General features: G+C 41.8%; 8 protein-coding genes and 2 riboswitches. Of the genes, 6 read left to right on the forward strand and 2 right to left on the reverse strand.

Annotated elements, in window-relative coordinates; all coding sequences use genetic code 11:
• Positions 1-24 precede the first annotated feature (24 nt).
• The 3 genes from essC to essA are packed head-to-tail and all read left to right on the forward strand — an operon-like array spanning position 25 to position 7895.
• Positions 25-4506: a type VII secretion protein EssC gene (essC, locus tag AC3ISB_RS01860; RefSeq protein WP_489275402.1), complete on the forward strand. Its 4482-nt coding sequence runs from the start codon at positions 25-27 to the stop codon at positions 4504-4506.
• Positions 4499-7426, forward strand: coding sequence for a type VII secretion protein EsaA (esaA, locus tag AC3ISB_RS01865; RefSeq protein WP_489275403.1), 2928 nt, complete (start codon positions 4499-4501; stop codon positions 7424-7426). The genes essC and esaA overlap by 8 nt, the downstream gene beginning before the upstream one ends.
• Entirely contained in the window at positions 7413-7895 is a 483-nt protein-coding gene (gene essA / locus AC3ISB_RS01870) for a type VII secretion protein EssA (protein ID WP_141993424.1), read from the forward strand. The genes esaA and essA overlap by 14 nt, the downstream gene beginning before the upstream one ends.
• A gap of 295 nt (positions 7896-8190) precedes the next feature.
• Here essA and AC3ISB_RS01875 read toward each other — a convergent pair whose 3' ends face one another.
• Both AC3ISB_RS01875 and AC3ISB_RS01880 read right to left on the reverse strand, forming a co-directional pair.
• Positions 8191-9141: an ABC transporter substrate-binding protein gene (locus tag AC3ISB_RS01875; protein WP_489275404.1), complete on the reverse strand. Its 951-nt coding sequence runs from the start codon at positions 9139-9141 to the stop codon at positions 8191-8193.
• A gap of 3 nt (positions 9142-9144) precedes the next feature.
• On the reverse strand, positions 9145-9690 hold the full coding sequence (locus AC3ISB_RS01880; RefSeq protein WP_480340652.1) for a hypothetical protein: 546 nt from the start codon (positions 9688-9690) through the stop codon (positions 9145-9147).
• 158 nt (positions 9691-9848) lie between these two features.
• Positions 9849-10068, reverse strand: a riboswitch (cobalamin riboswitch).
• A 198-nt stretch (positions 10069-10266) separates the two neighbouring features.
• Between AC3ISB_RS01880 and AC3ISB_RS01885 the strand changes: the two genes are divergently transcribed.
• From AC3ISB_RS01885 to AC3ISB_RS01895, 3 genes are read left to right on the forward strand one after another with little or no spacing between them, the layout of a single operon-like run.
• Positions 10267-11223, forward strand: coding sequence for an AAA family ATPase (locus AC3ISB_RS01885; protein WP_098373537.1), 957 nt, complete (start codon positions 10267-10269; stop codon positions 11221-11223).
• 32 nt (positions 11224-11255) lie between these two features.
• Positions 11256-12416: a DUF58 domain-containing protein gene (locus tag AC3ISB_RS01890; RefSeq protein WP_489275406.1), complete on the forward strand. Its 1161-nt coding sequence runs from the start codon at positions 11256-11258 to the stop codon at positions 12414-12416.
• Entirely contained in the window at positions 12413-14611 is a 2199-nt protein-coding gene (locus AC3ISB_RS01895) for a DUF4129 domain-containing transglutaminase family protein (RefSeq protein WP_144529389.1), read from the forward strand. The genes AC3ISB_RS01890 and AC3ISB_RS01895 overlap by 4 nt, the downstream gene beginning before the upstream one ends.
• A gap of 36 nt (positions 14612-14647) precedes the next feature.
• A riboswitch (purine riboswitch) is annotated at positions 14648-14749 on the forward strand.
• Positions 14750-14844 lie beyond the last annotated feature (95 nt).

The following is a 14844-nucleotide window of genomic DNA, read 5'->3' on the forward strand; positions in this document are numbered from 1 at the left end:
GGCCTTTTGCGGAGGTGAGATTTAATGAGTTTATTATGGATTTATTCTAAGGAAACCTACCAATCCTATACGATCAAGGATGATCATAACGGTCCAATTACGATTGGGCCATCAAAACAGGATACGATCACGGTTTATTCCATTCCCTTTGAACATGGTCCCATCAAGCTGAAAAAACATGAAGGACTTGATGGATATGAGGTGTTTAGAGAGGACAAGAAGCTTGGCGATGTAAAGCCATTCCAAAGCTTCACCTTTCATGAAGGAGAAGAAACGGTCGAGATTTTTTATACAGCAGGGGAATTGGAAGAAAGCCTCTATTATATAGGCAATTTGAAAGAAATCACTTTATCGGCCAAGGCGGGAGCGACTATCCGTAAAGAAGGACCAGGTTCCGGCAATGGATTTTCCTTTTTGCTTCATAAAGGGCAATGGCTTCTCATGCCTAAGGAAAATAGCACGATATTCCTGAATGGTGAAAGGGTGGCGAAGGCTGTTCCCATTCAAAATGGTGATCTGATTTGCTGGCCGAATATGGCGCTGAGGTTGGTTGAAGGCGACTTATTGATGATCCACTGTGCCGAGAGTTATGAAACTTCTTTATCTAAAATGAAGAAGCCGATCTCTGAAATGAAAAAAAACTATCCTCAATATCGCAGGACACCAAGGATGATCTACGAATTGCCGGATGAGAAAGTGACGATATCTTTTCCGAGCCAGGAATCGGAAGATAATAATAGAGGGTTATGGCTAATCCTTATGCCGCCTTTAATGATGTTAATCGTCATGGGGGTCATCACGATGATTCAGCCTCGGGGCATTTTCATCATCATATCGATTGTGATGTTCACAACGACTTTAGTTACTTCGACGGTACAATACTTTAAAGACAAAAAGAAGCAAAAATTCAGAGAAGAAAAACGTCAACGTGTATATACCAGGTATTTAGAGCAGAAGAGGGAAGAGTTGCAAGAGCTGTCTGAAAAACAAAAGGATGTGCTGTTCTATCATTACCCTTCCTTTGAAAGGATGAAGCTTCTAACTGATAGTATCAGCGACCGTATATGGGAGCGGACTTTGGAAAGTGAAGATGCCCTGCACTTTAAGATCGGAACGGCGACCATACCCTCAAGTTATGAGGTATCGGTAAATAGTAGCGATATGTCCAATCGGGATATAGATGATTTACTTGAGCAGTCGCAAGAACTTGTGGATGTATACAAAAACCTGGATGATCTTCCGTTATCCATCGATTTATCAAGCGGATCGATGGGCCTGGTCGGAAAGGAATCGATTGTTAAACGGGAGCTGCAACAACTGATTGGGCAACTGGCCTTTTTTCATAGTTATCATGATGTTCGATTTGTGGCCATTTTTCCGGAAAAGGATTACCAAGAATGGGAATGGATGAAATGGCTCCCTCATTTTCAATTGCCGCATGCCTATGCAAAAGGCTTTATATATAATGAGCAATCACGTGACCAGCTACTGACCTCGATTTATCAGCTATTGAGGGAAAGAGATTTGGATGAGAACAAAGGGAAAGTGAGATTTACTCCCCACTTTGTCTTTATTGTCACGGATCGTAATTTAATTGCGGAGCATGTCATATTGGAATATTTAGAAGGTAAAACAGACGATTTAGGTATCTCGACGATTTTTGCCGCGGATGCAAAAGAAAGTTTGACTGAAAATGTCCATACGCTTGTGAAGTATATAAATGATCTTGAAGGTGAAATTCTCATCCAGCAAACGAAGGCCGTACATACTCCTTTTAAGCTTGATGCCCATTCAAAAGAAGGGAATGAGCGTTATGCACGTACGCTGCGTTCACTAGATCATCAAAAAGGCATGAACAATTCCATACCGGAAACGGTATCATTTCTGGAATTATTAAAAGCTCGTGAAGTGGAAGATCTGCCTATTAGCCAGAACTGGCGGACCAATCAGTCTTCCAAATCCTTGGCAGTTCCCATTGGATTGAAAGGGAAAACGGATAGGGTTGAATTGAACTTGCATGAAAAGGCGCATGGCCCCCATGGATTGGTTGCTGGAACGACAGGATCGGGGAAAAGTGAATTACTGCAAACCTACATCCTATCATTAGCCGTTCATTATCATCCACATGAAGTTGCCTTTTTGCTCATTGATTATAAAGGTGGGGGAATGGCACAGCCATTCAGGCAGATTCCACATCTGCTCGGAGTCATTACGAATATTGAGGGAAGCAAGAACTTCAGTGCCAGGGCACTAGCCTCCATCAATAGTGAATTGAAGAAACGCCAGCGCATGTTTGATCGATACGAAGTCAATCATATCAATGATTACACGGACTTATACAAAGAAGGCAAAGCGGATGAACCGTTACCGCATTTATTTTTGATATCAGATGAGTTTGCGGAACTTAAAAACGAAGAACCAGATTTCATCCGTGAATTAGTGAGTACGGCGCGTATTGGACGGAGCTTGGGAGTTCATTTAATTCTTGCTACACAAAAGCCAGGCGGTGTAATTGATAACCAGATTTGGAGTAATGCCCGTTTTAAAATTTCCTTGAAAGTGCAGGATGCCAATGATAGTAAGGAAATTCTTAAAAATAGCGATGCGGCAAATATTACTGTCACCGGACGGGGATATTTGCAGGTAGGAAATAACGAGGTTTATGAATTGTTCCAGTCTGCGTGGAGCGGTGCACCATATTTAGAGGATACGATTGGATCTGAGGATGAAGTGGCACTTGTCACAGACCTCGGTCTGGTTCAAATCTCAAATGTATCGGAACAGATCACTAATAAGAGGAAAGAAAAGATTAGTGAAATTGAAGCCGTGGCAGATCGAATTGTGGCGACACAGGAAAAATTGGAGATTAAGAAGTTGGCAAGCCCGTGGCTGCCGCCTCTTTCAGATCGTTTATCGAGAAACACTGAAAGAAGCTTGACGAGCAATCAATTCCACTTGGGAATGAAGGATGAGCCCGAATTGCAGAGCCAGACAAATTATGTATATAACTGGATTGAAGACGGGAATGTTGGGGTTTTTGGTTCTTCCGGATACGGCAAGTCAACCACCGTTTTGACACTTCTCTTTAGTTTTGCAGATCAATTCAGTCCAAAAGAGCTGCATTATTATATTTTCGATTTCGGGAATAGCGCTCTATTGCCAATGCGGCAGCTGCCTCATACAGGGGAATACTTTAGGTTCGATGAGCTAAGGAAAATTGAAAAATTCATGTTATTTATGAAGGCGGAAATGGAAAGGCGTAAGCAGCTTTTTTCAGAAAAGGAGCTTAGTAACATAAAGCTTTATAATGCATTAGTGGAAGATAAATTGCCGATTATTTATATCGTGGTCGATAATTTTGACTTAGTGAAGGATGAGATGCAAGACCAGGAAGCGCAATTCGTTCAGTTTGCACGTGATGGACAGTCACTTGGAATATTCATGATTTTAACGGCAACGAGAATCAATGCGATTCGCCAGCCGTTAATGAATAGTCTTAAGACGAAGGTCGTCCATTACTTAATGGACAGTTCGGAACAATATTCTGTTTTGGGGAGAACCCCTTATGAAAATGAACCTGTTCCGGGTAGGGCGTTGGTGAAAAAGGACCAAACCTATCTCACGCAGGTTTATTTACCAGCCGATGGTGCGGATGATATAGCCGTTTTAGAAGAAATGAAACAAGCTGTGGCAGAACATAAGGTTAAATATAAGCAAACAGCCAAACCGCCGGCGATTCCGATGTTACCGGCACATCTTGATTCCAGCAGCTTCAAGCGTTATTGCTCACAAGCCATTAAGAAGGATTCCATACCAATCGGGCTTTCAGAGGAAAGTGTTGCACCTGTTTTCGTGGAGTTGAATTCCAATCCATTCCTGCTTGTCGTAGGACAGTCACGTAAAGGGAAAACGAATGTCATTAAAGTGCTCTTGGAATCGTTGCTTACACAGGCAATTGGGGAAATTGGTTTATTTGACGGAGTTGACCGTGGCCTATCTTCTTATGCTTTAGAGGAGAAGGTGAGCTATGTGGAAACAAAAGATCAGATAATCGAATGGCTCGATCATATCACTGAAATATTTGAAGAACGTGAACGAAGTTATCTAGCGGCATTGGAAATGAAACCGATGAAGCAACTGGAATTCCCGCCGATCATGTTTGTCATAGATAGCATTTCAAGGATCCAGCAGACGATAGACGGCAGGATTCAGGATAGGATCAGCGGTTTGATGAAACAGTACAGCCATCTCGGCTTTAGTCTGATTGTCGCTGGAAATGCCAACGACTTCACGAAGGGGTATGATTCTTTGACAACCGAACTGAAACAAGTCAGACAGGCTGTTTTGCTTCTTAAAAAATCGGACCAAAGCTTGTATACCCTCTCCTATTCCAGAAAAGAAGAAGAAATACAGCCGGGTTACGGATACTTTGTGCTGAATGGCCAGGAGAGTAAAATCCAAATACCACTAAGTGAAGAAAGAAGGAGAGTGCAAGAGAGTGTCTGAAAAAATAAAACCGATGCTATTAATCGGTAAAATACTGGTGATATTAGCGCTGCCAATCTTGTTTTTTTCTTATATTGGCCAAAATCCAATGAAAAAGACAGAAACGGCTTCTCGTGAAATCGCCATTGTAAATGAAGATAATGGCACTGAATTTAATAATAATCCTATTTTCGTGGGCTCAGAGCTTGTTACTACATTGGACAAGGATTCTGAATATGAGTGGTTTGTGGTTAATAGAAGTACGGCGGAAAGTGGACTTGCAAATGAAAAGTATGATGCAGTTATATATTTCCCATCCGATTTTTCAGAGAATATTTATACGTTCGATGATGAACAGCCTGTCAAGGCGGGGATAAAGTACAAGGTGCAACCTAGTTTGAATGCAGAGAACATGGAAAAGGTACAAAAGGAATTAGAGAAGACAAAGAGTAAAATGAATAAGCATATTTCAACACAGTATTGGAGCTATGTTTCCCAATCGGTCGAGGACATCCGTAAGAAGTTCGATAATGTCCTTGCTAAAGAAATCGCTTTTCAAAACACGATGTACGAGTTTTATACTCCAAGCTCGGAAAGCCTCGCCGGCGAAATCAAGCAGCATAAGGAAATGCTTGAAGGAGTCTTTGCCCAAACGAAGGATGCTGGCAAAACGAGTAATGAAACAATGGATGAAATAGGGAACACCAAGACTCAAATGGCTTCCTTTGTAGAAGATGTAGTTTCTTTTGAGGAATATCAAAAATCTCAAAGTATTCTTTTTGAGAAGGCTTCGGCTCAGAATCAGCAACTTGTCAACGAGAGTGTTCAATCTTATGACAAGGTGCTGAATGAGGGGAACCAGTCGTTACCGGAGATTCAGCAAGGGATGAATACGAAATACAGCCTTAATGATCAAGGCATTAGTGAGAATGTTGGAATCATGCAGCAGAAACTCGATTCCAGCAGTAATGAATTGGAACAATTTTCAACAAGCATGAAAGACAAACAAGTAGAACAAATTACGAAAATCACCCAAGATCAACAAAGCTCGATTGAACAATTGAAACAATCTGAAGAGGCGGGTCTTGATAACCTTCAGTCTACTTTGCTTGTGCAAAGAGGAAATCTTGCAAGCAGCTCTGGTGATGGGGGGGTTATTGGTGAAGGAACGGCGCCTATAGAAGATATTGAAACGGAAACGGGCAAAGGTGAATCGGTTGCTGCACCTGAAAAGAAGGACCCGATTGATGAACTGTCGCTACAGGTACTGCTGGATCAAATCAATGGGATCAACACGGCACTTCAAAGTTTGGTGCCGGCAGAAGGAAGTGAAGGTGCTGCTGAACAAATCAACATCCTTACAGCAGAACTCCAAACGGAAATCAATAATCTCAGCGGAACGGTAAACGGCAGGACAGGAAATTATAACCAAGTGATAACTGAGTTTAATACACTGGTAGATTCATATAATGATCTGATGGCGCAGTTTACGCAATTACAAGCTGATTATAATGAACTCGGCACGAATTATAAGGATTTAGGTGACCAATGGAAAAAGTCACAGGAAGATATTCAAAAATTACAGGACATCCAGAGTATGACAATCGATGAGGCCATCGCAGAAATCAAGACTCTCGAACGGTCACTTCTTGAAAAAGTGGGGGGAGAAAGGCGAGCGGTGCTGGTGAGGGCCTTTGAGAATCCTATCTCCAACCGGGATTCAACTACCCTCCTTGCCTATTACGGTTCTCTCTCATCTTATGGTGAATTGGCTGAAAGAGTCACGGAAGCAAATGTAGATAAGGTATTTGCAGCCAATATAAAAGAATTGGAAAACTTGAAAAATGGGGTTTCCGGAAACGTAGATGAAGAAGCGAAACTCGTTAAAGCCAGCTTAGCAGGAGTCAATGAGAACTTCGGCATGTTCTCAGATTCCATTAAGGGTTATATGAAAGAATATGATGCTAACGTTGAAACGGGGCAGAAAGCCACTTTAGCTGAATTAGCGGCAATTACCGGGAATGCTCAAGAAGTGTCTTCCAATTTGTCAGATCATATGGAAGTTCCTGAAGTGGAAGCCGAACCTCCAGTTAATCTTGATGGAGAAATGTTTGTATCACTTCAAGACAATACGGCAACAACTGTCGGCTTCATTTCCGAACTTGTCAATTCAGTAGCGGAACGACAGGACACGGTCACGAAGGATACAGCGGACCTGCAAGCGAAAGTGGGGTCAGTACAGGAAAGGGCCGATCAGCTTAATGACAATTGGTCCCAAAATGTAGACTCAACCGAAAGAATCAAGACGGACGTATATAGTGTCTTGAACAACACTCTAGTCGATGATCAGCAGAACGGGTATGTGTACGAATATTTAGCGAATCCCGTACAAATCAGCGGGGAAGTCCTTCATCAGGAAAAGGTTAATATCCCGCCGATCGTCATGTTGGTGATCATACTCATTTCTGGGTTATTGATCGGTTTCTTCCTGCATCATTATGAAACCATCCCAATGATGGTCCATGCGGCCTTGTTTACCTTATTGAACCTGATCGTAGGTTTAATCATCAGCATGTATGGTTTGAAGATCTATCCGCTGGGAGATATGCAGGAGATTAAATGGACCGTTTTCACCGTCCTGCTTTTATTCTTCTGTTCAGCGTTTACCCGACTTGCCTTCTCGATTGGGCCGTTTGTCGGTGCTATCCTGGTGATTGGTTTGATCAGTTTCTTTACCATTCCATTATTGGATTTAATCATGCCAAATTTCAATGTAGACCACCCGGTTGCGGACGTATACATGTCCATTCAATTCGGTAATCAGTCGGCATTCATTCCGGCTAGTATCATCTTGATTGTGCTGACGCTTATTGCAACGATCATTCCATATATAGTGAAGCGTCTTACAGAAAGAAGAGCAATGGCCCATGAAGTGGAATAAATACGTAATGCCTGTCTTGCTCATCCTGTTTTTTAGCCATGCACCTAATGGCGGGGCGGAAGAGGAACCCATGGTGGAGCCCAATGAATATCAAGAAAAGGATATTGATATTCAAACGGAGTATTTCCATGAAGAAGGATTGTTGGAACAGAAGCGGAAACTGCCTGAAGAACAAAAGGACCTCACCTTTGAAAGAGGGAAATATGATGCCGTTGACTCGGTGAAGGACTCACTGTTTCTGTCTCCTGTAACGGAGAATCAGAATAATACCATTGCTTCAAAATCAGAACAGCTTGGGTTATTCTCGGAAGTGGCCATTCGAACGAGAAGCGAAGAAGAAACAGAGCCTTCCCTTAATTTTGACCTGACGATATTGCTCGGCATCGTTTTGGCACTTTTGGTCGTTTGTTTGTTTTTTATCCTTATCCCGAAAATGGGGAAGCTGAATGGTGATGTTAAACGAAAATGAAAACAGCCCGATTCCTAAAAGATCAGGAATCGGGCTGTTTTGCTACATATCCATAACGGTTTTAATAATCCCTAGAAGAAGGGCGGCTGCGAAGATCAAAATGAAGAATTTTTTATACATGATCAGTACCTCTTATATCTTATGAGTGGATTGCATTCATTTTAGCATAAACAAGACGGAAAGGAAGTTTCCTTAAAATGTACAGATCGGAAGGGCGTGGCTTCATTGACCTGATGAAAGGTGCGGAAAAAGGAAAAGGATGCGCCGATTAATTTTGGCGCATCCTCCTATCGTGTTATTTGAACAAGTCAGGATAAACAGTTTTTGCTGCGAGTTCAACAGCTTCCCCGATCCTTGGTCCAGGACGTGACATGACATTTTCATCAAGCAAATGGACGTCATCGTTCTTCACCGCATCGATATCTTCCCAGCCCTTACGAGATTTAATTTCACCAACGGCATCATCTGAATACGTGGCGGTGGTGATGATGGATTTAGGGTTCCTTTTGACGATTTCTTCATCGGATACTTTAACCCAGCCTTTTTGGTCATCAAAGATGTTTTTTATGCCGGCAGTGTCCAGGATTTCATTTTGGAAGGTCTCCGATCCTGTTGTATAGATTTCCGGAGCAGGGCTAATTTCAAAGTATGTTTGTTCCTTTTCATCTAAAGTTTTCACTTTTTCTTCGACACTTGTAATTTGGGATTTGATATCTTTCACTAATTCATCCCCTTTTTCGGCAACGCCCATCACTTTAGCAATCTGCCCGATATCACCATATACATCATCGAAATTTGCCGCAGATTTAATGATGAATACAGGGATGCCGGCATCTTCGAGTGGTTTCAGTGCCGTTTCATCACCAATGGTATAAGCAATAATGGCATCAGGTTTCAAGGCAATGATTTTTTCTGCATTTATATTAACAGAGTCTGAAACATGTTCGATATCCTTCGCTTCCTTTGGATAATTATCGAAGTCTGTCACGCCAACGACTTTATCACCCTGTTCAAGGGCAAATAAAATTTCCGTATTGCTTGGCTGTAGTGAAACGACCTTTTCCGGGATTTTCTCGAATTTTATTTTCTTACCAGTATCATCCGTAACGGAATAATCCTTGAATTCTTCGCCCTTTTTAGTCTCTTTATTATCCTTTGAGGATTGATCATCGTTCACTCCGCATCCGGTAAGGAAAAGCGTAAGCATCAGCATGGAAATCCAACTGAATCGTAGGGTTCTCTTCATTATTTATTCCTCCGTTTTCTTTTTCATGGGTTTGGTTGGGTATGATTTACTTATAAAAGGAATCTCCTCGATCCCCTGTTGCTTATTGACATAGACTGCCATCACGAATAACACATTTGCAAGCAAGTGAGCGTAATCAAAAAGTATTCCTGGAATTTCCTTTTCCAGACTTACCTTGTGTAAAGCTCGCACGGACTTTTTGGCTTCACTGCGGCAAGTATGCAAAGTACATGCTGCGGTTGATCCTTGTGGAAGGACGAATGTTTCGATTTGATCCTTCACTTCAGCGACATACCGGTCGTAGATTGCACTTAAACGGTCGAGATCATCGCCGGTAATGGCTAATTTCCCTCGGACTGAACCATTTAAATGGTAAGCCATGGGCAACAATTCCATTAAGTCACGGTATACATCGGGGATGTCCTCAGTTAGCGAGGCGGCCAAGCCGATTTGTGTCGTCAATGAGTCTGTGCGGATTTCAAAATCGACGGTCGATACGGACTCACGCATGTATGGGTAGCATAAAAAACGAAAGTCCTTCTTTGCCATAAATCTTCCTCCTTTTACGTATTGGGTGAATGACCTCCGTATTGCTTTTCCCTGCAAGACAAATAGCCGACCAAGAGTTTTGGTCGGCTTCGGGCATCTATGTATCTATAGTAGAAAAAAGATGGGAGAGCCGTACAATCTCCTATCTTCCGAAGAGCATAATACGATTAAAAAAGGCAGGTCTCCTGGCTTGTGCATCATTTTACTCTAAGAACCTTCCCATTTGGGTTAAATGGACGGTAATCGGCGTGCGATTACATCCTCAAATAGTGGTATGCATCTTATTTCATTAGCACTTACAGTTGCGGAAACAGCTTCGGTTTTAAACCGAATTCCCTATTAAGCTGACAATGCAGCACCTTTTTCTGCAAGGTTCATATTCACTTAGCAACAGTTTACCATACCTTTTTCAATAGACCGCATTAATATTTTTTAGACAAATTCGTTTATGGTTTACCGAATATCTAGTAAACTTACAATGTAAGGTTTAATTGGAGCTTAATGTAAAATCCTTGATATAGAAAAGGTATGAAATAATAGTGATAATGTGAATCTGTGAATCCCGGGAGGTAGAGAATGATTTATAAGCAGGTCAATCAAAAACTGGAAATGGTTCTGGGGAATATCGAAAAGGTGATTATCGGAAAACGAGATATAGCAGAACTAAGTATCGTGGCACTCCTTTCCGGTGGACATGTCTTATTGGAGGATGTTCCGGGCGTGGGGAAGACAGTCATGGTAAGGGCACTGGCAAAATCTATAGGTGCAAGCTTTAAGCGAATTCAATTCACACCTGATTTACTTCCTTCTGATGTTACTGGTGTTTCGATTTTCAATCCTAAGGAACAAGAATTCATTTTTAGGCCGGGTCCGATAATGGGACATATTATTTTAGCCGATGAAATTAACCGGACCTCGCCGAAAACTCAGTCTGCATTGCTTGAAGCCATGGAAGAGGCAAGTGTGACGATTGATGGTGTCACAAGGGGATTGGAGAAGCCGTTCTTCGTAATGGCGACACAAAATCCGATCGAGTACGAGGGAACATATCCGCTTCCGGAGGCTCAATTGGATAGATTCCTATTAAAAATGAAAATGGGCTATCCAGGTGTGGAAGAAGAGATAGAGGTTCTTAATAGAGCTCAATACACGGTACCGCTTGAAGAGCTGGAATCCGTCATCACATTGGATGAATTGATAGAATTACAGGCTGAGGTAAAAGCTGTGATAGTGGACGACACAATAAAACGATATATTGTTGAATTGGCGAATCGAACACGTGCGCATGAAGGGGTCTATTTAGGTGTAAGCCCGCGTGGATCGATAGCATTGATGAAAGCATCCCAAGCTTACGCGCTGATCCAGGGCAGGGACTATGTTCTGCCGGACGATGTTCAATATTTAGTTCCATTCGTATTTTCCCACCGGCTTATTTTGAAACCTGAAGCGAATTATGATGGCTTCGATGCTGGAATGGTGATACATGAAGTTGTGGCGACAACACAGGTGCCTGTGAAGCGGGCTATGACCTAATGCGCAAATTCATCAACATTTTAAGGGGAAATATGAGTGTGGTCGGACTTGTATTACTCATGACCGTTTCCTTTTGCTATGCAATGTTTCAAGGCGGTTTTGTCAGTTGGTTCATTTTTTATTCGTTTTTGCCGTTTTCTGTGTACGCTTCGATTCTGCTGTTTTATCCGCTGCATGATTTGACCGTTGAGAGAAAGGTCAATAAAAGGGAATGCCAGGCCGGCGAATCTGTTGAAATAGCATTGACGTTTACCCGTAAAAACCGGCTGCCCCTATTATTTATGGTGATAGAGGAGGAATTGCCTCAGCGGCTGGAAGATACGGGATTCCAAAGGAAAATAATTATCTTTCCGGGATTCAGGCGTACTTTCAGCATGTCATATACCTTGGAAGACATGGAGCGTGGAGAGCATTCGTTTCAATCGATCCGCTTTTGGATTGGGGACTTTTTCGGGTTAGTCGAAAAGGAAGCGATATATAGTTCACCTCTGAAAATAACTGTTTTTCCTCGTTATCATGAGCTTGCCTACAGTGATCTTGATCGAGTGTTCAATCAGGGGGCAGTTGTTTCAACAAAGAAAACACAACGTGAACATTCAGTGGTATCCGGAGTAAGGGAATATCAGCCAGGCGATCAGTTATCATGGATTAATTGGAAGGCGACGGCCAGAACGAGTGAAATCATGACGAAGGAATTCGAAGTGCAGAAAAACCGGGATGTATTCATCATGCTTGATGATAAGCCGTCGGATTTATTCGAAGAATCCATTGTAATGGCGGCTTCCGTTGCCCACGCCATGTTAAAGAAAGGCATGGAAATTGGGTATGTGAGTATGGGATCGAGGATGATCATACCGGCAGCAGCAGGCAATAACCAGAAACGAAAGATTTTTTACAGACTTGTTAAAGAGGAGCCGAGTGTTGTAAACGCATTGAACAAAAACGTCAGGAAGGGAATTCTTCCGGCAAACGCTTGTGTGATATTCATCGTTTCAGACTTAACATTAGAAAAGGTGGACATATTGAGTGCTTTCCGGCCTAATCAGGGATTAATGTTATGTGTTAAGAAACAGGCGGATCTTACTGATGAGGAAAGGTTGTCAAGTTCTACAGCTGTTTCGAGGGGGATAAAGGTTAGCTTTTTTGAACATGGCCAACTAAAGATTGATAGATCAGAGGTGATGGCAAAATGAATGTCACTACCGAAAAGTTGGAAAGGTTCATGCATGTCCTGATGTATGTATTTGGTCTGGTGTTGATTACTGAATGGTTAAGGCCTGTCGATAAACTCACCGATACAGGTAATATCATCATTTTTATCTTATTTTTGCTCTATTCCCTGCTACTGCATTATTTCCGCATACATTGGTCAATCCGATTTATTCTCATTAGTGCTTATATAATGATTTCATTACAGTTCCTCCATTCAAAAGACGCTTTATTTCAATTGTCATGGCTGAAAGGATTTCTAGCGGATTTTAAGGGCAATCTTGGTTTTATATATGATGGGAATTGGGAGTTGATCACAAATCCATTTCGAACGTTGCTATTTTTTGTCCTTCTTTGGCTTGTAACATATTTGATCCATTACTGGGTGATGGTGAGGCAAAGCATCTTTTTCTTTTTTATGTTAACGGTGATTTTTATATCTGTACTTGACACATTCACTCCTTATGTGGGGGATATGGCAATGATTAGAATCATCATCATCGGCTTCTTGATGCTAGGCTTACTGTCCCTGCTGCGGCTAACGATACAGGAGAGGATTAAGTTTCCGATGGCTTCCATCAATAAGTGGATCTTGATGCTGACCGGCATGATTTTGGTAAGTGTCCTTGTTGGTTTCGCTGCCCCGAAGCTCTCTCCGCAGTGGCCGGACCCAGTGCCTTATATTACTTCCTATTCTGATAAAGCGGGGAAAGAAGAAGGTGGTTCGAAGCGTAAAAGTGTCGGATATGATGAAGACGATTCGGAACTTGGCGGTTCGATAGAGCCGGATAGTTCCATCGTTTTTTATAATAATGCTCCTGCAGGACATTACTGGAAAGTCGAGAACAAGGATACTTATACCGGTAAAGGGTGGGTTTCGATACTGGAAACGGACTTTCACACTTTTTCCAACGGACAGGATATGGCTTCTTTAGATATTTACGACGTACCTGAAGTGGTGAGGACAGAAGAAATGACGGCAAAAGTGTCCATGACGGAATCATATTCCCATATCCTTCATCCGCAGTCCGGGTATTTAAAAAAGATTGAGGCCAAAAACGGGATGGATTTCAAATATTATCAGGGTATGGACAAAGTTATTTCCGAACAGGATAATGGCGAACGACTGTCCCTGAAAGAGTATGAGCTTTTCTATGATATGCCGAGTTTTGATATAGCTGAGTTAAGGAAGGTAACGGATCCCGACGAATCGATGGATTTAATAATGGAAAAAAACACTCAGCTTCCAGAGGGGTTGCCAAACCGGATATATGAATTGGCATCCCGGCTTACAAGGAATGAAACGAATTGGTACGATAAAGCAAAAGCTATTGAGGATTATTTTGACGGACCTGAATTCATTTATTCTAAGGACGATATTCCGTATCCGGAGAGCAATCAAGATTATGTCGATCAATTTTTATTCGAGACACAGATAGGGTATTGCGATAATTTTTCAAGTGCAATGGTCGTTTTACTAAGAGCCGCCAATATACCTGCAAGGTGGGTAAAGGGTTATACGGAAGGGGAAAAATCAATCCTTGATGGCGAATCCGTTTATAAGGTGACCAATAATAATGCTCATTCCTGGGTCGAGGTTTATTTTGCAGGGATAGGCTGGGTTCCCTTCGAGCCGACAAAGGGTTTCGATGGGGAAGTTGAATTTTACGATTCGGAATTGAAACAGGAAGTGATGAACCCTGAAGAAACCCCAACTAATGAAGAGCAAACAAAGAAAGAGACCAGGGAACTTCATGATACACCCGATAGGGAAACTCAATCATCCGTGAAAACTGGTATTGGGAACATGGAATGGTTCTTAAAATGGACTGCCATCACACTGTCAGGTGTATTGATACTTGCTTCTATTGGTTATTTCTTCAGAAGGAAGTGGATTCCTCATCTGCAGATTCTTCGTTATAGAAAGAAAACCGGTGCTCATTTCTCGACAGCCTATTTAATATTATTGAAACAATTAAAACGAGCTGGTTTGGTTCGTCCGAAGGGGCAAACTTTAAGGGAGTACGCCGCCTATGTGGATGCAGTATACGATACGGATGAGATGAGTGAATTGACGGCTAAATATGAGTTAATGATATATCGTGGAGACGTGGAAGATGGCGAATGGAAACACTTACAAAAGGGTTGGGAAAGTTTAATGAGAAAAACTAGCTCTTGACCAGGTTTTTATTATATTGATACAATAACAAAAACTAACTTAAACTAATATATCCTTCATATATCCTCGATAATATGGATCGAAAGTTTCTACCGAATCACCGTAAATGATTTGACTATGAAGGCGGATTTTAACAGGAAAGCTGAAAATCTGCCTTCGTCTATACTTTTTCTGTATTTTTGAGGGTGGATTTTTAGTTTTTCTTTTTTTATGATAATATTTTTTATAAGAAA

The organism is Peribacillus sp. GL_122 (assembly GCF_057835005.1).

Coding starts and splice junctions, on each gene's coding strand:
- essC (WP_489275402.1), top strand. CDS start 25: ATGAGTTTATTATGGATTTATTCTAAGGAAACCTACCAATCCTATACG.
- essA (WP_141993424.1), top strand. CDS start 7,413: ATGAAGTGGAATAAATACGTAATGCCTGTCTTGCTCATCCTGTTTTTT.
- AC3ISB_RS01875 (WP_489275404.1), bottom strand. CDS start 9,141: ATGAAGAGAACCCTACGATTCAGTTGGATTTCCATGCTGATGCTTACG.
- AC3ISB_RS01880 (WP_480340652.1), bottom strand. CDS start 9,690: ATGGCAAAGAAGGACTTTCGTTTTTTATGCTACCCATACATGCGTGAG.
- AC3ISB_RS01885 (WP_098373537.1), top strand. CDS start 10,267: ATGATTTATAAGCAGGTCAATCAAAAACTGGAAATGGTTCTGGGGAAT.
- AC3ISB_RS01890 (WP_489275406.1), top strand. CDS start 11,256: ATGAGTGTGGTCGGACTTGTATTACTCATGACCGTTTCCTTTTGCTAT.
- AC3ISB_RS01895 (WP_144529389.1), top strand. CDS start 12,413: ATGAATGTCACTACCGAAAAGTTGGAAAGGTTCATGCATGTCCTGATG.